18 protein-coding genes are annotated in these 22,946 nt (G+C 39.3%); 12 read left to right on the forward strand and 6 right to left on the reverse strand.

Going from position 1 to position 22,946, the window contains the following annotated elements; all coding sequences use genetic code 11:
- The first annotated feature begins 28 nt into the window (after window positions 1-28).
- From AACZ41_RS14010 to AACZ41_RS14035, 6 genes are all read left to right on the forward strand, one after another.
- Complete coding sequence (locus AACZ41_RS14010) at window positions 29-634, forward strand: sugar O-acetyltransferase (RefSeq protein ID WP_339629152.1); 606 nt, start codon at window positions 29-31, stop codon at window positions 632-634.
- A gap of 1 nt (window position 635) precedes the next feature.
- A complete protein-coding gene (locus AACZ41_RS14015) occupies window positions 636-1,130 on the forward strand; it encodes a cupin domain-containing protein (protein WP_339629153.1) in 495 nt (164 codons plus the stop codon).
- 121 nt (window positions 1,131-1,251) lie between these two features.
- Complete coding sequence (locus AACZ41_RS14020; protein WP_339629154.1) at window positions 1,252-1,716, forward strand: cyclophilin-like fold protein; 465 nt, start codon at window positions 1,252-1,254, stop codon at window positions 1,714-1,716.
- A gap of 68 nt (window positions 1,717-1,784) precedes the next feature.
- A complete protein-coding gene (locus AACZ41_RS14025) occupies window positions 1,785-2,684 on the forward strand; it encodes an alpha/beta hydrolase (protein ID WP_027065034.1) in 900 nt (299 codons plus the stop codon).
- A gap of 112 nt (window positions 2,685-2,796) precedes the next feature.
- Window positions 2,797-3,261 carry a (2Fe-2S)-binding protein gene (locus AACZ41_RS14030; protein WP_339629156.1) on the forward strand — a complete coding sequence of 155 codons (465 nt, stop codon included), beginning with the start codon at window positions 2,797-2,799 and terminating at the stop codon, window positions 3,259-3,261.
- A 17-nt stretch (window positions 3,262-3,278) separates the two neighbouring features.
- Window positions 3,279-5,537 (forward strand): molybdopterin cofactor-binding domain-containing protein, encoded by a 2,259-nt coding sequence (locus AACZ41_RS14035; RefSeq protein ID WP_339629157.1) that lies wholly within the window; start codon window positions 3,279-3,281, stop codon window positions 5,535-5,537.
- Between the two features lie 213 nt (window positions 5,538-5,750).
- Here the strand turns inward: AACZ41_RS14035 and AACZ41_RS14040 are convergent, their stop codons facing one another.
- The 6 genes from AACZ41_RS14040 to AACZ41_RS14065 form a co-directional block, all read right to left on the reverse strand.
- Complete coding sequence (locus tag AACZ41_RS14040) at window positions 5,751-6,506, reverse strand: ROK family protein (protein WP_339629159.1); 756 nt, start codon at window positions 6,504-6,506, stop codon at window positions 5,751-5,753.
- A gap of 103 nt (window positions 6,507-6,609) precedes the next feature.
- Complete coding sequence (locus AACZ41_RS14045; protein ID WP_339629160.1) at window positions 6,610-8,352, reverse strand: RagB/SusD family nutrient uptake outer membrane protein; 1,743 nt, start codon at window positions 8,350-8,352, stop codon at window positions 6,610-6,612.
- A 15-nt stretch (window positions 8,353-8,367) separates the two neighbouring features.
- The gene (locus AACZ41_RS14050) at window positions 8,368-11,523 is read right to left on the reverse strand and encodes a TonB-dependent receptor (protein WP_339629162.1); all 3,156 of its coding nucleotides are present in this window, start codon (window positions 11,521-11,523) and stop codon (window positions 8,368-8,370) included.
- 6 nt (window positions 11,524-11,529) lie between these two features.
- Entirely contained in the window at window positions 11,530-13,149 is a 1,620-nt protein-coding gene (locus AACZ41_RS14055) for a GH32 C-terminal domain-containing protein (protein WP_339629165.1), read from the reverse strand.
- Between the two features lie 23 nt (window positions 13,150-13,172).
- On the reverse strand, window positions 13,173-14,540 hold the full coding sequence (locus AACZ41_RS14060) for a sugar porter family MFS transporter (RefSeq protein WP_339629166.1): 1,368 nt from the start codon (window positions 14,538-14,540) through the stop codon (window positions 13,173-13,175).
- A 244-nt stretch (window positions 14,541-14,784) separates the two neighbouring features.
- The gene (locus AACZ41_RS14065; RefSeq protein WP_339629167.1) at window positions 14,785-17,535 is read right to left on the reverse strand and encodes a substrate-binding domain-containing protein; all 2,751 of its coding nucleotides are present in this window, start codon (window positions 17,533-17,535) and stop codon (window positions 14,785-14,787) included.
- A 529-nt stretch (window positions 17,536-18,064) separates the two neighbouring features.
- On the opposite strand from AACZ41_RS14065, the gene AACZ41_RS14070 reads away from it, so the two are divergent.
- The 6 genes from AACZ41_RS14070 (at window position 18,065) to AACZ41_RS14095 (ending at window position 22,433) form a co-directional block, all read left to right on the forward strand.
- Window positions 18,065-18,334 carry a helix-turn-helix domain-containing protein gene (locus tag AACZ41_RS14070; protein WP_339629168.1) on the forward strand — a complete coding sequence of 90 codons (270 nt, stop codon included), beginning with the start codon at window positions 18,065-18,067 and terminating at the stop codon, window positions 18,332-18,334.
- Window positions 18,335-18,408: 74 nt separating this feature from the next.
- Entirely contained in the window at window positions 18,409-19,614 is a 1,206-nt protein-coding gene (locus AACZ41_RS14075; RefSeq protein WP_339629170.1) for a primase-helicase family protein, read from the forward strand.
- Between the two features lie 367 nt (window positions 19,615-19,981).
- Window positions 19,982-20,779: a toprim domain-containing protein gene (locus AACZ41_RS14080; protein ID WP_339629171.1), complete on the forward strand. Its 798-nt coding sequence runs from the start codon at window positions 19,982-19,984 to the stop codon at window positions 20,777-20,779.
- Window positions 20,776-21,078: a mobilization protein MbpA gene (gene mbpA, locus AACZ41_RS14085; RefSeq protein WP_339629172.1), complete on the forward strand. Its 303-nt coding sequence runs from the start codon at window positions 20,776-20,778 to the stop codon at window positions 21,076-21,078. Before AACZ41_RS14080 ends, mbpA begins: the two co-directional genes overlap by 4 nt.
- Window positions 21,078-21,947, forward strand: a complete 870-nt coding sequence (locus AACZ41_RS14090) for a relaxase/mobilization nuclease domain-containing protein (protein WP_339629173.1) — start codon at window positions 21,078-21,080, stop codon at window positions 21,945-21,947. Before mbpA ends, AACZ41_RS14090 begins: the two co-directional genes overlap by 1 nt.
- Before the next feature lie 12 nt (window positions 21,948-21,959).
- The gene (locus tag AACZ41_RS14095) at window positions 21,960-22,433 is read left to right on the forward strand and encodes a DUF6730 family protein (RefSeq protein WP_339629174.1); all 474 of its coding nucleotides are present in this window, start codon (window positions 21,960-21,962) and stop codon (window positions 22,431-22,433) included.
- Window positions 22,434-22,946: the final 513 nt, after the last annotated feature.

Genomic DNA, 22,946 nt, shown 5'->3' on the forward strand with positions numbered 1-22,946 from the left:
ATTCTTCTAAATGATGTAATTTGTACAAATGGATATAGAGCAACAAAATAAAAGTAACTCAAGTTCAGCGGGAAGTGACATTTTTGAACGGTTAAGGAAAGGCGAGACCATTCTGCCCAACGACCCTCAAGCCTATAGGATGCGTGAGGCCTCATACACCACAAAAAAATTGCTGTTGCAGATGAACAACGCGACAGACCCAAAAGAAATCAACGATTTGTTGAGTAAGATTACTGGGAGCCAAATTGACGAAAGCGTTGCGGTTTTTACCCCTTTGTATATCAATTACGGCAAGCACACAAAAATCGGTAAAAACGTCTTCATCAATTTTGATTGTGTCTTTTTGGGTTTAGGAGGAATAACCATTGAAGACGGTGTGCTCATAGCACCGAAAGTGAGTTTACTTACTGAAGGACATTCGATTTCGCCCAGCGAAAGAAATGGGCTAGTTCCTAAATCCATTCATATAAAGAAGAATGCGTGGATCGGTGCCAATGCCACCATTTTACAGGGCGTAACTATAGGAGAGAATTCGGTGGTTGCAGCAGGTTCGGTCGTTTCTAAAGACGTACCCGATAATGTAGTTGTTGGCGGTACTCCTGCAAAAATCATTAAGAAAATGAAAAAAAGATAAAATGAAAAAAATACTGACACTCGCAGTTGTCCTACTAGTATTTATAGGTCAGGCCTGCAAAACAAAAGTTGAAAAATCAGAAAACACTGAATCGAATTCTTTGGAACAAGCAATTTTTCCTAAGGGTGAAGCGGGGAATGCTGCTAACTTCACAGGCAACGCTTATAATTATGGTTTAGTTGCAAATGATTCTATCTACAACACTCTCGTGGGGAATGTTTATTTCGAGAAAAGCGCAAGATCAAATTGGCACTTACATCCAAGCGGGCAAATCCTGATTGTACTCGATGGTCTGGGATATCATCAACTGGAAGGACAGCCAAGGGAAACCATGAAAAAGGGTGATGTCATCAAGGTTCCGGCAAATACAAGGCACTGGCATGGCGCTACTGAAAACAACAGTCTTACACAGATGTATATTTTGCCAAAAACAGAAAATGGATTCGTTACATGGCTTGAGCCTGTTACGGATGAGCAGTATAGATCTAACAATTGAAACAAATGGAGATTATCAGTTAGGTGCTCATCCATCAGTTAAAGGCTTGTAAGGCGCAAGATATACCGAAGCTGGAGAAAGGTTGACTGGGCGATTAGGAATTTTAAAAATAATGAATATCATGAAATCTATACTTTTGTTGGTTTTAATATTTACTTCAGTTATAATAGGCAATCAACCACCTTGCAACAAAGAAAATGTCCCCATCAAAACCGAAAACAATGGCACAATGGCAAACGAAAAAATCAAAATAACGGTAAATTCACAAATTTTTACCGCCACGCTTTTAGACAATAATACTTCTAAAGTTTTTAAGGAACTTTTACCTATGACCATACCTATGACCGAGCTGAACGGCAATGAGAAATATTATGATTTGCCCAAAAGTTTACCGACAAATTCCACCAATCCTGGGTCGATTAAAAATGGAGACTTAATGTTGTATGGTTCAAATACTTTGGTGCTGTTTTACAAAACCTTTCAAACCTCTTATAATTATACAAAATTGGGATGCATCGATGATACAGCCGGACTTCAAAAAGCTATTGGTGCTGGTAATGTAAGCGTTACCATAGATAAAAATTAGAATTCAATGGAAAGCATATTAGGACTAAACTCAATTAAATTACCTAACAAACTGAAAACGTACTTACAATGAAAATAACAAAACTCTTAATTTTCCTATTGGTCTTACAGATTTCCCAAACGTCTTGTAGTCAAAAATCCAATCCTGTGATTTCTCTATTTCCAAAGGGTACCGTATTGCATGGTAATATAGCCTACAATAATGACACCTTACCGAAACACCTTTTGGATATTTACCTTCCGTCCAATGCAAAGGGTAAGGTTCCCTTAATTGTATTTGTTCATGGAGGTGGATGGATTGGTAATGACAAGTATGCCGACATCGGTTATATGAAAAATACGGTGGCAGAAATCATAAATAAGGGATATGCTCTGGCTTCAATAGATTACCGATTTGCAACACAGGCCATTTTTCCGGCCCAGATTCAGGACTGTAACCGCGCGGTTTCCTTTTTATTCGATAATGCTGAAAAGTATGGTTTTGACACAGAACGGTTTGCCTTGATGGGTTTTTCCGCTGGAGGACATTTGGCTTCGTTTCAAGGCCTATCGAACAATGACCAAGTTGACGACTTCTTTATGCCAGGCACATCCCATGATTTTTCATTTAAAGCGGTTGTAGATTTCTACGGACCATCTGAATTAATTCTATTTCCTGGAGCCATTGACCCCAAATCACCTGAGGCATTGCTGATAGGTGCCGCACCGCTTGACCGACCAGACCTTGCAAAGACCGCTAGCCCTACCACTTATGTGGATGCGAACGACCCACCATTTTTGTTAATACATGGTGAAATGGACGATTTGGTTTCCCCGAGACAATCTCAATTATTAAGTGCTTGGTTAACTGTAAAGGGTGTGGAAAACGAATTAATAATCGTCCCTGACGCGCCGCATTTCGGAGAAATGTTCGATGTAGGAAACATTCGTACTAAAGTCCTGGCGTTTCTGGAAAGGCATTTGAAATGAAAATTGGAAAAATCTTAATTCTTTTGAATTCAGATTGTTCAATTATATAATACACTGTATGAATTATATATTTTTCGTAATTTGAATCTATTCATCCACTTACACTAAAATCATGGCAAAATTCAATCTAAAAGTTAACGGGCTAATACAAGAAGTTGATGTCGACCCAACAACACCTATGCTTTGGGTACTAAGGGACCACGTAAAATTGGTAGGCACCAAATACGGTTGTGGTATCGCCCAATGTGGGGCATGTACTGTGCATTTAGGTGACAATGCCGTTCGTTCATGCCAACTGCCGGTTTCAGCGGTTGGTGAGCAAGAGATTACCACTATTGAAGGTTTATCAGAGAACGGTAACCATCCTGTTCAAAAAGCTTGGTTGGAAATTGATGTGCCACAATGTGGGTATTGTCAAGCGGGACAGATAATGTCAGCTTCCGCCTTGTTAAAAAGAAACCCAAATCCTTCCGATGAAGAAATCGAGTCGGCAATGAACGGTAACATCTGTCGCTGCGGAACGTATACGAGAATAAAAAAGGCCATTAAAACGGCCGCAAATGCCGAAAACGTTTAATTAGAAAAAATCAGAAGATGACAAAGATAAACACGCATATTGGACGTAGGGCTTTTATTAGGAATACAAGTATGGCAAGTGGGGGATTGGTCCTCGGATTCAGTTTTTTAAATTCCTGTAAGCCGGAACAGGCAAAAGAGATGGCCGGTAAGGAAATGCCCAACGAATGGTTCGAGATGAATTCGTATCTGAAAATTGGGGATAACGGGATGGTGACCGTCTACACACCAAATCCCGAATTCGGTCAGAATATTAGAACATCGATGCCCATGTTGGTGGCAGAAGAGTTGGATGTGGATTGGAAAAACGTAGTGGTAGAGCAGGCACCCTATCATGCAGAAAAATATGGCTTTCAACTTACAGGTGGTAGTACGGGAATAAAAGCAAGATGGATACCTCTTCGAATGGCCGGCGCAACAGCAAAACAGATGTTGATGGCCGCGGCCGCAAAAACATGGCAGGTTCCCATGGAAGAAATTACCGCCGAAGGAGGAATTTTGAAACACGCAGCTACGGAAAAATCCGCCGGTTACGGCGAAATGGCTTCGGTTGCGGCAACGCTTGACGTGCCTGTAGAAGTGCAATTGAAAGAAGTGAAAGACTTTAAGCTCATCAGTCGCTCCCATAAAAATGTGGATGCGAAAAAGATTATAACCGGTGAGCCCATGTTTGGTATGGATTATCAAAAGGATGGTATGCTAATCGCTATGATCGTACATCCGCCCGCATTTGGCATGACCTTAGAATCGGTTGATGACGAGGAAGTGAAATCCATGCCGGGTATCAAGGATGTAATAACTATCAAAAGTTTTAAGGAAGGATTTCATAAACACGGGTTTGACACCAACGCTTTTCCTGAATTGGTGGCAATAGTAGGTAACTCGACCTGGGAAGTTATGCAGGCCAAAAAGAAATTAAATGCAGAATGGAAGCCGATTACTGCAACTACTGAAATAGTCAATGGTTTTTTTGGAAAGGAAACAAGAAATACCCCTGCGGGACTGGAATCCACACAGGGCCACAAAGCACAGATGGAAGCCCTTGCATCCATACCTGGAAATATGGTCAGAAAGGATGGCAATCCGGAGGCTGCCTTCAAGAATGCAGCAAAGATTTTGGAGAGAAGCTATTCGGCACCATTTCTTTCCCACAATAGCATGGAGCCTATAAATGCTTTTGCGCATGTGGAAGGTAATAAAGTAAAAATTGCGGCACCAATCCAAATTCCATCCTTCATCATTCCTACGCTAGAAAGCAGTTTGGGAATACCGAAGGAAAATATTGAAATGGAACTACCAAGAATGGGAGGTGGTTTTGGAAGAAAGGGCTATGCCCACTTTGTGGTTGAAGCCGCCCTCATATCCCAAAAAGTAAATGCTCCTATAAAATTGGTGTATAGTCGCGAAGATGACATGACGACAGGCATTTATCGTCCTGCTTATCACGCAACCTATCGCGCGGCATTTGACGAAAATAATAATTTAACGGCCTTGCACATAAAGGCGGGGGGTATACCAGAGAGCCCTTTGTTCGCCAATCGTTTTCCGGCCGGGGCGATCGATAATTATCTGGCGGAAGAATGGTCCATTGATTCCAATATTACGGTTGGTGCTTTCCGCGCTCCCCGTTCCAATTTTATGGCCGGTGCCGAACAGGCATTTTTGGATGAAGTGGCGGAAACCATGGGCAAGGATGCTATCCAATTTCGCTTGGACCTGCTAAAACGTGCCAAGGAAAACCCGGTTGGGGAAGATAATCAGTACGACGCCGAGCGCTATGCCGGAGTTTTGGAATTGGTACGGGAAAAATCGGCTTGGAAACAAAATGACGAATCGAAACATCGTGGGGTCGCGGCCTATTTTTGTCATAATTCTTATGCGGCCCATGTACTGGATCTACGAATGGAGAACGGAAAACCTGTGGTGGAAAAAGTAGTTTGCGCCATTGATTGTGGAATCGTGGTAAATCCCGATGCAGCCACGAATATGGCGGAAGGTGCCATAACCGATGGTGTGGGAAATGCCCTTTTTGGGGAATTGACCTTTAAGGACGGAGTGCCCCAGAAAAACAATTTCCACCAATATCAGATGATCCGTATGAAAGAAGCTCCAAAAGAAATCGACGTGCATTTTGTGCAGAATGAAATTGACCCAACCGGAATGGGTGAACCTCCGTTTCCCCCTGTTTTTGGGGCGGTGGCTAATGCCCTATATAAAGCCACGGGGCAACGGCATTATAGTCAGCCATTTGTTAAAGAGAAAGCTGTTGTAGGATAGTTGATTATACCCCTTTAAAGGATGACCTTTTCAGAACAGTGATTATAAGGACTTCATTTATTAGCGGATTCATTTTTTAAAAAATGGTCTTAAGAATCAAACCTTTTTAAGAAATTTTACAATTTCCTCAATTCGTCCTACTAACTCGCTGTTTAAAAGAACAGATGAAGTATATGTTATAAATCCATAAGTACAATTTTAGAATTCATTAATTTAATCACTAATATTTAGTTGAGATTCTGCATAAAGTGCTGCCCCAATTATCCCGGCATCATTTTCAAAATGTGCCACCCATAATGGCACATCTACTGATAAGTAACTACTAAATTTTTTATATTTCTTACTTAATCCGCCTCCAATTATAAAATGGTCTGGCGACATTACCCTTTTCAAATGCGTAAGGAAGTAATCAAAACGCCCTGCCCATTCTTTCAATTCCAAATTATCTTTTTTCCTTGTGAGTCCAGAAGCAAAAAATTCAATTGGTTCACCATTTTCATATAAAACACGACCCATTTCGATATTTGGTATTAATATATGATTATAGAAAACCCCTGTCCCCAAACCGGTTCCTATAGTTACCATAATCACTTTACCTTTTAAACCGTTACCAACACCTAATTGCATTTCCGCCAATCCAGCTAAATCAGCATCATTTCCTAGATGGAATTTGGTGTTCGGACATGCCGTCTCAAAGAGTTCATCAACTTGTACATTGACCCAGTCATCCATCATATTTCCCGCTGTCTTACATTTACCATCTACAACTACCATCGGAAAACTGCAACCGATATTACCTTGCCAATTCAACCGACGAACCAATTCTTCAACGGTTTTTGCTACTGCCCCGGGAAGCGCAGGCTTCGGAGTCGCAAGGCGAAGCCTTTCTGAAACTAATCTTCCATTTTCTGTTTCAACGATGGCCCCTTTAATTCCTGATCCCCCAATATCTAATCCTAATATTTCCATAGTATCATTTAAAAATAAAAAAAGCACGGGAAACAACCCCCGTGCTTTTAAAAACTAACTCAACTAACTCAGATTACTGAATTTTCTTAATTAATAAAGCCCTCTAATATCCTGGGTTTTGAACATAGAGACCTCCAGTAAAATCAATTTCTCTTTGCGGTATTGGATAATATTCATCTCGCCCAGATGTAAATTGAGCATTGGCAAGAAAATCTCTTTTTGTCCTTTCCACCGCCAAATAGGCATTTAGCGTTTCTTCAGCAATCCCCCATCTTACCAGGTCATACCATCTATGACCCTCCATCGCAAACTCCAACCTTCTTTCGAACATTAGCGCCTTCCACGCAAAATCCTTGGATGGAAACGAGTCATAAGTTCCAATAGCATAGATATCGGCTGCACCTGCATCCATTGGCCTTTGTGTACTTGCGGCAGCACGATTCCTCAATTGATTAATAATTGGCAAGGCCTCATCCCACCTATTCAATTGAATTAAAGCTTCAGCCTTCCAAAGAAGAACATCGGCATATCTGATAAAATCCACATTCTTGGAAGTTCCAACAAATGGCCCTTCCTTAACATAGCAGGAACAATCTGGCGCTTGTTGTTCTTTCATATTCCCAAAATATCCATAAACTCCCGGATCTCTGGCCCAACTAAAATTATATACCATATCTCCTGAATCGTTTACTGTATTCCTGTATTTAAAAGGTCTTCCCGGTATACCAACGGTATGATCAATCCTAGGGTCAACGCTCAAACCACTATCAGGTGGGGTTGTGCCATTTGCATCTACACTGGTAAAAATATCTGCATTATTGAAGGTGTCCAAAAGTGGTAGTCCGGTATCATCGGTCTTAAAGGAATTAACCATATTCTGACTGGCCAAATGAAATCCACAGCAGCCATAAAGCCCTGTACCGTGTGGAGAATTTAAACCGGTAACGAAACTAACCCTACCAACAGTTGTACCATCATTGATAGAAAACTGGGCCGCCCAAATAGATTCTGGCCCATTATCAAAACCATCCAAGAAATTTTCTCCAAAATCTGGTTGTAGACTACCGGTAACTTCATCGGCATAGTCAATCACCTCTTGTAAACGCACAGTATTGATATTGGTTACTTGGTGTTGGTCATTCTGCTCATAAGCTTGGTACAGTCGTAATTTAGCTAAATAAGCCGCTGCAGCATTTCGGTCCGCCCTTCCTACTTGTTCTTGTGATTGGGGCAGATTATCAAAGGCAAAAAGAAAGTCCTCGGCAATAGTATTCCATAACGCATCATTATCCACATCATTTGAGGTCTGTGCAATTTCTTCTTGGGTTAAATTCTCGGTGATGTATGGTATTTTCTTAAAGATTAACTTTAACATAAAATGCGAATGTGCCCTTAGAAAGCGTAATTCTGCTTGTCTAGTCGTTTTTTGGGCATATTCACCATCCGGGATATCATTAATAACGGATAGTGCAAAGTTTGCCCTTGATATTGCTTTGTAAAAATCGGTCCACGTTCTAGGTGCCATCCAATCCCCCATATCTGCTATAGTGAGATTATATTGTTCATATTTATCAACAACGTCAACATCACCGCGGCCACCACCACCTTTGTAAGCATCATCTGACCGTACACTGCCAAACACCCATTGATGGGTTAATGGCCCAATCATTTCATCATTGGCAATACCGGCATATGCGGCAATTACCAAAGATTCTGCATTCTCGGCAGTTGCCACGTTTTCATTGGACAAAACACCTTCTGGTTCGTATTCTAAATAATTATCGGAACAGGCAGTGAGCACTAAGGTTGCGCATATCACTGTGGTTATTATTCTATTATATTTCATGATTATCGCTATTTGTTAAAAGTTAATGTTCAAGCCTACTGAGTATACCGTAGGTACAGGAATTCTATTTACATCTGTTCTTTCTGGATCGGAACCAATATATCCTTTTGGGGTAAACCAAAATAAATTTTCCCCTTGTAAATAGATTCGAAGTCCGGTCATACCTGCCATCTTACCTATAATATCAGTTGGCAATGAATATCCTACTTGTAAATTTCTAATTTTAAAATAGGAGTTGTTTCTGAAGATATAGTCTGAAGTATCCGTAAAATTGTTTACCAATGATAATGAAGGTATAGTAGAGCTTGTATTTTGTGGTGTCCATGCGTTTAGGACTCCAAGACCTGCATTATCTCTTCCTTGAACAAAATTGTTCCAAAACATATAGGAATCAACTCCTATACGACCTGCAACTCCTGAACCGAAGACTGAAAAATCGAAATTTTTGTAACCTACATCCAATCGAATACCATACTCCAAATCAGGAAGGGTATTACCGATAAAATCACGGTCATTACTATCGATAACGCCATTATTGTCTACATCCACTATTTTTATACCACCTGGTCTAGCATTACCAGTTTGAACACCTCCTGTAGGATGGGCATCAACATCTGCTTGACTTTGAAAAAGTCCGTCAGTTCTGTAGCCGAATATCGCAGTTTGAGATTGACCAAGGATCGAATTTTGAGCAGTACCCGGAAATGCCGCTCTAACCTCTTCTGGAAGAAAGGTAATTTCATCTTTAAAGGCACCAAAATTTGTAGAAACACCTAAAGAAAATCCATTATCCCAAACATTGGAATATCCAACATTTAATTCCCATCCTTTAGCAGCAGTTGCAGCACCGTTCAATACTCGTTGTTGTCCTTCTCCAATTACAGATGCAATTGGTGGAGTAGTCAAAATATCCGTAGTTTCCCTTGTAAAATAATCGAACGAACCGCTTATTTTGTTATTTAAAAACCCAAAATCGATACCATAGTTCCATTCTTTTGTCGTTTCCCATTTTAAATTTTGATTCGGTGCCTGGGTAGATACGAAACCTGAAGGTAATGTGCCGGTGTTATTGCCATTTATGTCATAAGCAGTACCTACATTGTAATAAATCTCAAAGAAACCACCGGTCAACTGCGCTTGGTTTTGACCATATCGTGATTCATACAATCCATATCTTGCGGTATTACCGATTTCCTGGTTTCCTACTTCTCCATAACCCGCCCTAAGCTTTAAATTGGAAATCAATTCACTATCCTTTAAAAACTCTTCCTGACTAATTCTCCATCCCAATGTTGCGGCCGGAAAAACACCATATCTATTATTCGCTCCAAATCTTGAAGAACCATCTCTACGAATTGTAAATGATGCCAAATACTTATCATCGTAAGCATAGTTCAATTTACCAAACTGAGAAGCAAGGCTGTATTGCGTGGAAATACCATTATTAGTTCGTGCTCCTGTAGCAGCTGAAAGCACAAAATAAGATTCCTGTTCTACTGCAAAATCATCTGCTTGTGCAAAAATAGTATCAAAATCCTCTCTTATGGACTCAATACCTAATAGGGCACCAAATCTGTGTTTTCCGATTTCTAAATTATAATTCAACGTGTTTGAAAAAGTTAATGTTCTTAATTTATTGGTGTCAAAAATCAGCCTATTATTACTTCTTGTTACAAACCCGTTAAATACTTTAGGCTCTATATTTTTCCTTTTGAAATCACTGAAATCTATTCCTAAACTGGAGCGGAACTTAAGATTGTCTAAAATACTGATCTCAGCAAATACATTTCCAAAGAAGTTATTTTTAGTAGCATTGTCCCATCTGTTCAAATATTGCATCAATAATGGATTATTTCTATCTGAATATCCAGCCCCTAATGGACCTGCAAACTCGCCATTGGTATCGTATACCGGAATTGTGGGTGCCAATGTAATTGACAAACCTGTAGTAGCTGCACCCCCAACATCACTTGAAACCAATGTTTCATTTGATGTGGAAATTTGTGTGTTCACTCCAAATTTTACCCTGTCGTTGAAAAGGTTAGTGGTTCCATTAATTTTTGCAGTATATCTATCATAACCAGTATATTTTAACATACCAGTATTCTTAAGATAGCCTAGATTAATCAATAAAGAAGACTTTTCTGTACCTGTGGAAACGGTAACCTCATTATTAAACACATATCCTGTTTCATATACCTCGTCTTGCCAGTTGGTATCTCCGGCAGGAACATTTGAATCACCACCAACAAAAGGCTGTACGTTCACTCCATTTAAAACTGGATTGGCAAAATCATTATTCCAATCAAAATTGTATATTTCACCGTAACCGGCATTTGGGTCCGCCCCATCATTTACGGATGCCCGCCATAAGGCTTCACCACGTTGTTGGGAACTCAACATATCATAACGTTGATTCCGCTCGGATTGAGTCGATAGGTTGGAATTGATGCTAACCGTAAGACGTTCTCCTTTAAGACCTCCTTTTGTACTTACAACGATAACCCCATTTGCAGCCCTTGACCCATATATTGAAGAGGCCGAAGCATCTTTCAACACTTGAATGGATTCAATTGTAGCAGGATTTAAACTTGCGAATACCTCTTGCCTTTTTGTGGGCACACCATCTATGATGTAAAGCGGGTCATTATTCCCTAAAGTGGTAAGTCCCCGTATAAGTATTCTACTGTTCAGCCCCGTAGGATCACCGGATTTTTCTATAAAAAGACCACCGACTCGTCCTTGTAAGGCCTGCATGGCATTACCAGAACTTAAACTTTGACCTTCTATTGGGGCAATATCCACTACGGTTACAGCTCCGGTCAAATCTACCTTACGTTCGGTGGAATATCCTGTCAATACGACTTCATCAAGCTGTTGTGCATCCTCTTGTAGCGCAACATTTATCTGTGATTGGCCGTTAACGAGAACTTCCATCCTAGTAAATCCAATATAGCTAAAGACAAGGGTTGCTTCAGCATCTACATTGTTTAATTCATAATTACCGTCAAAATCCGTAGTTGTTCCTGTTGTAGTGCCCTTTATAATAACTGAAGTTCCAGGCAAGGGTAAACCATCATCGGAAGAGGTGACCTTACCTGTAATCTGTCCCTGGGCCATTAGACCTATTGGAACAATTACCATTAATAATAGCAAGAGTTTTAATTTCATAATTGTTTAGTTTAAGTTAAATTTAAGTTGATGTATTTCTATGTATTCGAGTTTGGATTCTTCTGATGGAGCTTCAAAATAGAGACTATCGAATGGTGCTTTCGGAAAGAATATTTCTGTCATTACGGTTTGGCCGTCATCAAAGAATAATTCTATGGAAGTTTTATCGATTACTATTGTTCCTGTCCAATCATTTTGAGAAGCGATTCTTGGAGCTACGGCAATTCTGTCACTAAATTTGTTTGAAAAATCAGTGATTCCCGCCTTATTTCTATCCACAAAGTAATTACCCTTTGTGGCATCATAACCGAAACGTAAACTATCTCCTTCACTATTCGACAGTTCAAAAGTGTAAACGCCATCAACTAAATCTTCTACTTTAAAGTTAATTTGGGCACGTGTAAAATCGATTGCCTTAGAAGTGGTCAACAAGGTCTTTCCTTCAAGTAGAACATCGGAATTTTTAAGTTTCTCACTCGCAAATTCATTGAGTTCAGGAACAGGATTAGCAACTAAGCGAAACGTATTTTCGCCCTTTGTTAATTCTAACGTACGTGCTATTGTCATGGCACTGCGCCATTTTTCAGTAGGTACCTCGTTGGCATATAGCCAATTAGACATCCATCCCATAAATAGCTTACCACCATCTTTGTTTTCAATATTTGAAAAAGTCACGCCCGCATAATCGTCACGACCATAATCTACCCAGAAACTATGCTCTTTTCCCATCTCCTGCTTGAATGATTCATCCAAAATAAAATTTGAACCATCAAAATCACCTACAAAATATTGGGTGGCCGAACCTGTATTGGGCCCACCAGGATTTATACTTACCAACAAAACCCACTTTTTTTCTGAACTGCCAATGATTGGTAATTGAAAGAAATCTGGACATTCCCAAACTCCATCATGATTACCAATACCTTCTCCAAAGCTTGTAAGTTTTTCCCATGATTTTAGGTCCTTGGAAATATAGAATTGAATTTCTTGGCCAGCGGCCAAAACCATTGTCCATCTTTTCCTCTGTTCATCCCAACTAACTTTAGGATCTCTAAAATCCCTAGCGCCCGGATTTTTTAAAACTGGATTGTCTTTGTATTTTGTCCAGGTAAGACCTTCATCTAACGAATAAGCAATACTTTGATTTTCGACGTCTATTTCACCTGTTTTCTCTTTTTTAGGGTCATGGCTGGTGAAAATTGCAACAATAGGGGTTTTGCCATCTGCTCCAAAGCCTGATGTATTCTCATGGTCTACAACGGCACTACCTGAAAAAATATACCCTAAATCGTCTGGGTATAAGGCTATAGGTTGTTCTTTCCAATTGAATAGATCGGTACTAATAGCATGCCCCCAATGCATAGGTCCCCAAGTGGTACCATCAGGATAATGTTGAAAATAGAGATGGTAATATCCGTTATAAAAGAACATTCCATTTGGATCATTCATCCATCCTGTAGCAGGTGAGAAATGGAAGTTTGGACGGTATAACGCTTCATTTGAACTGGCAAGCGTATCTTGTTCACTTTGAACTTGGCCATTGTTCTTTTCCTTAGGGTTTTTACAAGAAACCACCATTGAAAAAATTCCTATTATTATTGCGAACCTGAATATTTTATTTTTCATCCTTTTTAATTCTTTATATAACATTAATTTGCTTTCTGTTCTGCATGACCAATGATATCGTCTGTTCTATTCTTTCTTCCTTTTATAAGTTTATTACTAAGTTCTTCTAGCGAAATTCCCTTGGTCTCTGGCATAATAAATGCCACGAACAACAATTGTAAAATCATCATAAAAGCAAAAATGGCGAATACGGTACCAGCACCTATGGAGGTAAAAAGAACTGGAACCAATGAGGGTATAATAGCGGCTAAAATCCAATGAACCGAACTACCGAACGATTGACCAGAACCTCTTAAATGATTTGGGAAGATTTCAGAAATGAACACCCAGATTACTGTTCCCTGTCCTATGGCATGTGCCGCAATAAAGAGAAATAAGAAAATGGGAACTGCCATGCCTTCCCAATTAAGGAAAAAAGCACAAGCTACTAATGATAGGGAAATTATGTAACCAACAGAACCTATATACATTAGTTGTTTCCTACCTAGCCGGTCAATAAGAAAGACACCTAATAGTGTAAAAAGCATATTGGTCACTCCTATTCCAATACTGCTTAAAAGTGCCGTACTTTCTCCTAGACCTGCTTCTTCGAATATTCTTGGGGCATAATAAAGAAATGCATTGATGCCAGAAAATTGGTTGAACATGGCAATTAAAAAAGCCAACATGAGCGGAAACCTATATTTTTTAATAAATATGTTTTCCCCGGAAACAATGTTTTCGCTTTCTGTCTTAATCTCTAACATTAATGCTTCTGGATCTTGATCAGGATTGATAAGTCGCAATACTTTTTTTGCTTCGTCTGTGCGCATTTTGGTCAACAACCATCTTGGGCTTTTTGGAACCGTTAATACAAATAGGGTATAGATAAATGCAGGTATAGCCTCTACACCGATCATCCATCGCCACGCATTTTCTCCAATACCGCTTAACAAGTAGTTGGATAAGAATGCTACTAAAATGCCGAATACGATATTAAACTGGTAAAGCCCTACCAATTTTCCCCGGTCTTTTGCCGGAGCTATTTCTGAGATGTATGCCGGAGCCGCTATGGTTGATGCGCCGACTCCAAGACCGCCGACAAACCTGAATATTGCGAAAGTTATTGGGTCATTGGCAAAAGCTGAACCTAGGGCAGATACTGTATAAAGTATACCTATCCATAATAATGTTTTCTTTCTCCCGATTTTGTTCGTGGGAATCCCACCCAAAATCGCACCCACTACAGTTCCCCATAAGGCCATTGCCATAACAACTGTACCATGGAACATATCGGAAGATTGCCATAGGGCCTGTAGTTTTTTATCGGCTCCAGATATTACTACAGTATCAAAGCCAAAAAGAAAACCAGCTAGTGCAGCGGTAATCGACCAAATCCATATTTTTCTCATAATCGTAATTCTCTAGTACGGTTACTAAAGTATTCTCAAAAAATGAGTATGTATTTTGATGATGTATCAATCTGTTATGTTTTTGTTAAGAAATCTGCTAAAAAGTGTTAAATAATTGATTAACAGATTCTTACCATTAATTTTTAACATCAACGAGCATCCAACAATTATATCCATGTTACATAATGTTAGAAATTGATACGTCTAAAAAGAAAAATGTTTGAAATAAGGTTTGTAATGTAACTTAAACAGATTTACGAAATGCCGCTGGAGGCGTGCCGTATTTGTTTTTAAAGGCCGTAGAAAAATAATTTGGAGAGGAAAATCCACTTGTATATGCAATTTCAGCTACTGTCAATGAGCCAGTTTCAAGCATCAATTTAGCTTTTTCCAATCGGATGTTGGCAATGTAATCACTTATACTAATACCCATCATCGCCTTTACTTTTCTGTATAGTTGAACCCTTGATATAGTAAGGTTTTCCGCAAGGTTTTCAACCGAATAGTCAGAATTTCCCAAATTTTCATTGATAAGAGAATTTAATTGATGAATAAATTTTTGTTCTATATTCCCAAAGGAATTTATTTCTTCAATTTTATGAATGTTACTGGTATAGTAATACCGAAGTTTCTCTCGATTATAAAGTAAGGACTTAATCGACTGAACCAAAATGGAATAGCTGAAGGGTTTAGTCAGATACAAATCTGCTCCTGATTGAAGTCCTTTGATATAAGATTCTTTATTACCCAAGGCGGTAAGTATTATAGTGGGAATGTGAGAAGTTCGTAAATCCTTTTTTAAAATTTCACAGATCTCAAAACCATCTTTATCTGGTAGATTGATATCACAAAGTATTATATCGGGGACAGTTTCAAAAGCCTTCTCAATAGCATCTGTGCCATCGGATAGATAAATATCATACTCTAATTGTAATTTGTTCTTGAGAAATTGTGATAGATCCTTATTGTCTTCAATTATCAATACCGAGTACTTTTCTTTGTTTTTACTCGGTGCCTGAATCAAGTAATTATCATCTATCAAATATTCTGAAGTAAAATCGATGATATTGGTATCTACCAAATCTTGTTCTGCTATTATTTCTGTTTCATCAAAATGTGCTTGTCCCTTATATATTGTTATAATGAACTCCGTTCCATGTAAAGACTTGACTTGGATAGTTCCCTTGTGCATTTCCACAAACTCCTTGCTTAAATGCAATCCTATTCCAGAGCTGTTTTTTCTATTGTTTGATCCTTTAAAAAATGCTTGAAAGACCCCATCCATTTCATTTTTAGGTATTCCGATACCTGAATCCTTAAAACGAATGTTAACGGTATTGCTACGCTCATCATCTTCAATAGTAATTCCAATCTTGCCATTATCGGGCGTGAACTTAAAGGCATTAGAAAGTAAGTTGAAATAGACTTTATCCATCAAATTCCTGTCTATAAATACATTCAATGATTCATGATTGGAGTTTAACCTGAAATCGATATTTCTTTTTTTTGCCTCCCTCTCAAAATCTTTATAAATGATTTTTGAAAAGTCGAATAAATTGGTTTTTGATGCCTTTATGTTAAACTTGCGATCTTCAATTTTTCTAAAATCAAGCAATTGGTTGATCAATCTCAATAGGCGATTAGAATTATTGTAAATGAGTTCTACCTCGTTCATAATTTTAGAACCTTTCACCTTAGCAAAATCGCTCATAGATTCAATAGAACTTAATATTAACGTAATGGGCGTTTTAAATTCATGAGAAAGTCCTGTAAAGAAATTTAATTTCGCCTCGTTACTGATTTTAATTTCCTTCGCAATTTTTTCAATTTGATTCCGCTGAATAGTAATCTTATTATTCGTCAACTCAAGCTGTCTGTTCTTTTTTCGAATAGCAAAAATGGAATAGATGCTATATATTGCGAGGCTTAGTATAATTGCCAAAAGTGCCATCGTAATTTTTAGAAGGTTACTTTGAGAATAATAGAGTTCTTCCTGTTTTTTTATAGCGGCCAATTGTTCCTCCATTTTAGCTTGCTGTTCATTGATTTTTTCAAATTGATTGAACATAATATCCGCATTCAACTCATTTATAATGGTAGTTGAAAGTATATTGTTCTTGGGAATGGATTCTTTACTTAAAATTTTCAATGCCAATTTTATGGCTTCATCACCACCAGTAGGATAGAGAACAGTTGCCTTTAAAACTCCATCTTTTACTGCCTGAATTCCTCCATTAGTTCCGGCAAGACCATCTACTCCAATAAAACTGATTTCATTTTCCATTCCCAAATCACGTGCCACTTCCCAAGCTCCAACTGCCATTCTATCGTTATGGGCAAATACGTAATCTACAATAATATCATCATTTAATAGCTGTATCAACCTGTTCTGAATAGACTCCTTTTCCCAGTCCCCTTCAATGGTCGCCACAATTTGGGCCTTTTTAAATTGATCTAACACTTGTTGAAAACCAATCGCTCTTTCTTCGGCAGGTGAAGAACCAGCCAAACCTTTAATTTCAATAATTCGTATGGAATCGTTATAGTTTGATGCAATTATTTCCTTTGCCGCATTTCTTCCTATTTCAATATTATCTGCGCCTACATAGGCAGTATATTGTTGACCTTCGGTTTTTCTATCCACCACCAAAACGGGAATTCCGGCTTTGATTGCCTTCTTTACTACCGCTGTAATAGGTTTAGATTGAATAGGCGAGACAATTAGTACATCTACGCTATCTGCAATAAGCTCATCTATCTGTTTTATTTGTGTTAGTACATCGTAATTAGCATCTTTAATTTGTAAATCAATTTCAGGGTTCATTGAAGCCTGTAACTTCATCGAGTTGTTCATGGAACGCCTCCAATCGTCATTGGTCATGGCTTGAGAAAACCCTATATGTATTTTGTCTTTGTCCTTATTTCGATTACACGAGAAAAAGGAAAAAACCAAAGAAATATTCAACAAGATGAAAATGTACCTTTTAGGTCTCATAAATTTGTGATGAAATGTAAACTTAATGAAATTTGAATTTACTTGACTAATACAGTGGAAAGTTGAAAAAGCTAAGCTAAAAATTAAATTTTAGGGAAATACATTAAAAATAATCTTTTCTTGAGGCAGTATCTTTAAATGGAATACCGATCTTTTTACGTAATAATAAAATATCAAATCGTACTTAAGATAATCTAAACATGGAAAACTGACTTTTTTCCCGTTCAAATTTCACCATCCCTTGATTTTCAATTGTTGATAACCTAGAATTACCTTACAAATCGCACACTTTGCCAAGATTCAAAATGGTTCCATTTGGTATCAAATGAAACCGAATAAAATTTGTTCTTCCTCAACTTAATCCCGTTTGGTTCATTTTGATTCAAGATGCTGTATATCAATTATTTGTGGATAACTAATTGTATCGTTCCATAGTGCTGTTTACCTATTTTCATACATTTATCCAGTAAAAATATTGAAGGAAAACAAAAGCGCTTTTGTTCATTTCGTAACCTTAAAAAGAAACAAAATGGACACTATTTTAATACTCGAACGGCTGGACCGTTTGGAAAAACTTTTGATGGCGAACAAGGAGGTGCTGACCTTCGAGGAGACCTGTGACTATACGGGAATATCCAGAAGCTATCTCTACAAACTTACTGCTGCTGGAACCGTTCCACACTCCAAACCCAACGGAAAACTTATTTTTTTCGAACGGAAGAAAATAGAGGATTGGTTGCTCCAGAACGAACGGAAACCCATACAGGAAATCGAAACGATAGCGAAGCCTGTTCGTTAGGAATTTGTATTTCTAAACTTTTCAAAATTCATTATTACATCTAGGGAATCGCCTGGGTGTTCAAAACATTTTTTATGAAAACAGTACCTTACTTACGGGTGGGCACATCGTACTACAAATTGGTGCAGGCACCGACCATCGCCGGACATTTTAACGAGATCCTGGTGCATTGGAACATCGAGACCATCCGCCAGGACCATGGCAAGGATTACCTGAGCAAGGTTCCCAAATACGATGGCTTTACCTGTATACCCAATCATATTGATTTTAAACAGGAATATAAAGGGTTCTACAATACCTATTCCCCGTTACCTGCAATCCCAAAAGAGGGGGTATACCAAAGCTCATTGAATTTTGTGAAACACATTTTTGGCAAGCACTATGAACTGGGATTAGACTATCTGGAATTACTCTATACGAGACCGGTACAAGTACTGCCCATTCTTTGTTTAGTTTCCAAGGAACGTTCCACAGGCAAGAGTACTTTTTTGAAATGGCTGAAGGCCATCTTCGACAATAACATGACCTACTTGACCAATGATAGTTTCAGCAGCCAGTTCAATGCGGACTGGGCCAACAAGCTACTTATTTGTATCGACGAAGTACTGTTCAACAAGGAGGAGCTTACCGAACGCATCAAATACCTGAGCACCACCAATATCAACAAGTTGGAGGCTAAGGGAAAGGACAAAAGGGAAGTGGAGTTCTTCGGCAAGTTCATCCTGTGCAGCAACAACGAGGACAACTTCATCAAGATAGACGGGAACGAGACCCGTTTTTGGGTCTTGAAAATACCCGTGCTCAAAAAAGAGGAGACCGATTTCCTGAATCAACTGAAATCGGAGATACCCACCTTTCTACATTACATACAAAAGCGGCAGTTATCGAGTGAGCACACCACCAGAATGTGGTTCACCCCAAAACAGATTAGAACGGTCGCGTTAAGAAGATTGGTACAGAACAACCGGAACCGGGTGGAGAAGGAACTGGCCAGTATCCTGTTCAGTGTCATGGAAAAGTTCGAACTGGAGGAAATACATCTCTGTCCCATCGATGCGCTGCACCTGCTGAACAAAACCCGTGTCAAGACCGACTTGACCCAGTTGCGGAAATTGCTGAAGAACGATTGGAAACTCGTCAACCAGGACAACTCTAACAAATACCAAAAAGTGACCATTTGGAGCGATGGGGATATCCACATGACCGATGCCAAAGGAAGGTACTTTACGGTGGAAAAAGACTTTTTGAACAAAAATTTCGATGATACGATGACGGAATAGGACGGGGCCAATGTTCATAGGGGCCGAAGCCGTCATCAAACTGTCATCATTTTGTCATCAAAAAAAATAATGATGACGGAAAAAGATTGTAAAAAAAGAAGAACGATGATGTGATGACAAAACGATGACAGGGAAAACCTAATACTATAGGGGCCTTAGGAGGTGTTGTCATCATATCATCAAAAAAATAGGTAAAACCATTTGGCTTATGAAAGAAAAAAGAACAACAGGATTATCGTGTGAAAGAGCCCGAGCTTTTCCCATCGAAAAAGCGCTGGCAAAACTAGGGCACTTTCCGACCAGGACAAACGACAAAGAAGCTTGGTTCCTGAGTCCTATCCGCTCAGAAACCCAAGCCTCTTTCAAGGTGTCCAAGAAACTAAATAGATGGTACGACCATGGTGAAGGGACCGGAGGCAATGTTATCGATCTGGTGTGTAAAATCACCAAATCCTCGGTAAAGGAAACTTTAAGGTTTTTAGAACAGGACGGGACCTCTTTCTCTTTTCAACAGCAGCCAGTTTTAAGCAATGATAACCATAATGGAATACAGATTCTTCATGCACGACCCATCCGGCATTATGGTCTTTTAAAATATCTATTTGAACGAAGGATTTCCATTTCGACAGCATTGGCCATTTGTATGGAAGTCCATTACCTGAATAAGGGAAGACGCTACTTCGCCATCGGATTGAAGAACGTTTCGGGTGGATGGGAACTACGGAACAACTTTTATAAGAATAGTAGTTCGCCCAAGGATATCACGCATATCAAAAATGAAAATGAAAAACTCATCGTTACCGAAGGGATCTTCGACCTGTTATCGATTTTAGAGGGTACCGAAGAATCAAATTTGGAATATGATTTTCTGGTCTTGAACTCTACGGCCTTTCTAAAGCAAGGTATGAAGATTATTGATAGTTATAGCCAAATCGACCTGTATTTGGACAATGACCAAAATGGAAAAGGAGCGACGCAAAAGTTGATGGCCCGTTCCAATATCTGCCTGGACAAATCAATTCTTTACGAAGGATTCAAGGATATGAACGAATGGCTGGTAAAAAGCGCTAAAAAGGGACTTGGTCAGGAAGCGCGAGATGTGTCTTTGTTGCCACAAAGGCAAACTCGCTTTACTCCCGATGGTCGCAAAGTAAAAAAGAAATGAAACGTACGTACATCAAATTTAGATGCTCCATCTACGAGAAAAAACTGCTAAGGAAAAGGGCGGAACGGGCAGGACTTTCCCTCTCCGAATATTGCCGCAGTTCCGCTTTCGGCAATACCGTCATCGAACGTTTGACCGAGGAACAATTGGCCCATTATAAAATGCTGGTGAAGTACAAGGGGAATTTTACGCGCATCGGTAATATGTTCAGGAAACACAACCCCAAACTGGCCAGCGAGGTGGAGCAATTGGCGGAGGAAATACGAACGCACCTTTATAATTTTAAAAGAGCGAAGTAATGATTGGAAAGGGAACGTCCATAGCGCATACAGGTACAAGTATCGATTACGGTTGGAACCAGGAGAAGGACTCGGAAATCGTATTTAGCCAACATTTGGCAGGTAATAATCCCCAAGAGATAACCGAGGAGTTCAGGTTGATACAGGAAGAGAATACCCGTTGCCAAAAGAACACCTTGAGCTTTATACTCAGTCCTACACAAGAAGATGGCAGAAACCTCTCCACAAAACAACTGGGAGAAATAATCCAGAAATTCATAAAGGAAATGGAATTAAAGGAACGGCAGGCCATCGCCTTTGTCCACAGGGACAAGGCACATACCCATGTTCATCTGTACGTGAACCGTATCGGTTTCGATGGAAAGGCTTATAACGACAGTTTTATTGGAAAACGAAGCCAATTGGCAGCAGAGAATGTGGCAAAGGAAATGGGACTGACCACGGTCAAGGAAGTACAATTGGAAAAGGAACTGAATTCGATACAGGTACGTCTCGAAATAAAGAACATACATCAAAGGGTAATGGAAACCGAAAGGCCAAAAACATTAGACTCCTACATCAAGACCATGAAAGAAAGGAATGTGGAAGTCATCCCGACAATAAACCGGGCCAATAAGTTACAGGGCTTCCGATTCCAATATCACGGTCTTAACTTCAAAGCCAGTGAGGTACACCGCTCCATGTCCGGAGGAAAGATCATGGCACAACTTTCACTGAATAAAGGTATTGCAAAACCAAAAGAGGTCGGCAAATCGGTCCAGCTTATGGGGAAGACCTTGGAAATGAGTACCAATTTAGCCACAAGCATCGCCAAGAATATCATCAAAAAAACCATCAAAAGGGCCATCGATACCGGAATAGGATTTTAAAAACAAAAAGCTATGGGATATAAAAAACTGGACGAGGTAATGGAACTGCTCACCGACGAGTTGGATGGGTTCAACAAGTCCATCATTAGATTGGAAAAGTTGACCCAAAATGTAGAAAACATCAAAGTAATGCCCGATACTTCAGAAATTGAAAGGTTGCTCCGAGAGCATCTGAATTCCGAGAAGATTAATACCCAAAAGCTTCAGGAATCCGTTCAGAAAATTACTGAGCTGGTTTCATTGGCCAGATTGGTTCCGAAGGTACAGTTGTGGATTCAATACTCGATTTGGTTCATTTCTTTGGTTATCATAGGGTATCTGGCTCTACAGGTCTCCCGAATCGGGGAAGTCCAGGAAAAGGCCTTTACCGAGGGAGAGCAAGAAGTAATCTCCAACCTGAAAGGATATTTTGACCAGAACCCCGGGCATTATAAATCGTACCAGAAATGGTTAAAGGAAAAAGATAGTGTTCCAAACCGAAAGTAGTATGCGCCCTATGGAATTTTTGCTTGACGCTTATCTGCCGGAACACTACAAAAATTCCATAGGATCCATGCGCAGGTAAGTTATGGTAAGATTTGGGACTGGTGCCTGAAACACCTATAAAAGACTAAAAACTATTAATTTGACTTCAAATAGTTAGAAATGGTATCATCTAAAATATCCAAAAGAAAAATATCGGATTGTGTTACCTATGTGTTACCCAGAACCAAAAAAGCCGACTCCTAAAAGTCGGCTTTCCCTTGTTGTACAGGCGGAGAGACTCGAACTCTCACACCTTGCGGCACTAGATCCTAAGTCTAGCGTATATTTGACCAATAAATATCAAAGTCATTCATTTTCAATTGATTAAGTGGTATTTCATTTTCTTTGATATCATCTAATATCAATTGATTTCATCATTTGTTGTACCTATGTTGTACCTAGAGAAGGTAATAAAAACGTATATTTATATCGTCTTTTAGACCAACTGTTGTACCTGATTTGACTTTCGCAAAC

It is taken from the genome of uncultured Maribacter sp. (assembly GCF_963974015.1).
Classification (GTDB): domain Bacteria; phylum Bacteroidota; class Bacteroidia; order Flavobacteriales; family Flavobacteriaceae; genus Maribacter.

Excerpts from the sequence above, each read along its gene's own strand:
- AACZ41_RS14030 (WP_339629156.1), top strand. The coding sequence starts at position 2,797 with ATGGCAAAATTCAATCTAAAAGTTAACGGGCTAATACAAGAAGTTGAT.
- AACZ41_RS14050 (WP_339629162.1), bottom strand. The coding sequence starts at position 11,523 with ATGAAATTAAAACTCTTGCTATTATTAATGGTAATTGTTCCAATAGGT.
- AACZ41_RS14020 (WP_339629154.1), top strand. The coding sequence starts at position 1,252 with ATGAAATCTATACTTTTGTTGGTTTTAATATTTACTTCAGTTATAATA.
- AACZ41_RS14095 (WP_339629174.1), top strand. The coding sequence starts at position 21,960 with ATGGGATATAAAAAACTGGACGAGGTAATGGAACTGCTCACCGACGAG.
- AACZ41_RS14060 (WP_339629166.1), bottom strand. The coding sequence starts at position 14,540 with ATGAGAAAAATATGGATTTGGTCGATTACCGCTGCACTAGCTGGTTTT.
- AACZ41_RS14090 (WP_339629173.1), top strand. The coding sequence starts at position 21,078 with ATGATTGGAAAGGGAACGTCCATAGCGCATACAGGTACAAGTATCGAT.
- AACZ41_RS14025 (WP_027065034.1), top strand. The coding sequence starts at position 1,785 with ATGAAAATAACAAAACTCTTAATTTTCCTATTGGTCTTACAGATTTCC.
- AACZ41_RS14055 (WP_339629165.1), bottom strand. The coding sequence starts at position 13,149 with ATGAAAAATAAAATATTCAGGTTCGCAATAATAATAGGAATTTTTTCA.
- AACZ41_RS14035 (WP_339629157.1), top strand. The coding sequence starts at position 3,279 with ATGACAAAGATAAACACGCATATTGGACGTAGGGCTTTTATTAGGAAT.
- AACZ41_RS14075 (WP_339629170.1), top strand. The coding sequence starts at position 18,409 with ATGAAAACAGTACCTTACTTACGGGTGGGCACATCGTACTACAAATTG.
- AACZ41_RS14045 (WP_339629160.1), bottom strand. The coding sequence starts at position 8,352 with ATGAAATATAATAGAATAATAACCACAGTGATATGCGCAACCTTAGTG.
- AACZ41_RS14010 (WP_339629152.1), top strand. The coding sequence starts at position 29 with ATGGATATAGAGCAACAAAATAAAAGTAACTCAAGTTCAGCGGGAAGT.
- AACZ41_RS14040 (WP_339629159.1), bottom strand. The coding sequence starts at position 6,506 with ATGGAAATATTAGGATTAGATATTGGGGGATCAGGAATTAAAGGGGCC.
- AACZ41_RS14065 (WP_339629167.1), bottom strand. The coding sequence starts at position 17,535 with ATGAGACCTAAAAGGTACATTTTCATCTTGTTGAATATTTCTTTGGTT.
- AACZ41_RS14015 (WP_339629153.1), top strand. The coding sequence starts at position 636 with ATGAAAAAAATACTGACACTCGCAGTTGTCCTACTAGTATTTATAGGT.
- AACZ41_RS14070 (WP_339629168.1), top strand. The coding sequence starts at position 18,065 with ATGGACACTATTTTAATACTCGAACGGCTGGACCGTTTGGAAAAACTT.
- mbpA (WP_339629172.1), top strand. The coding sequence starts at position 20,776 with ATGAAACGTACGTACATCAAATTTAGATGCTCCATCTACGAGAAAAAA.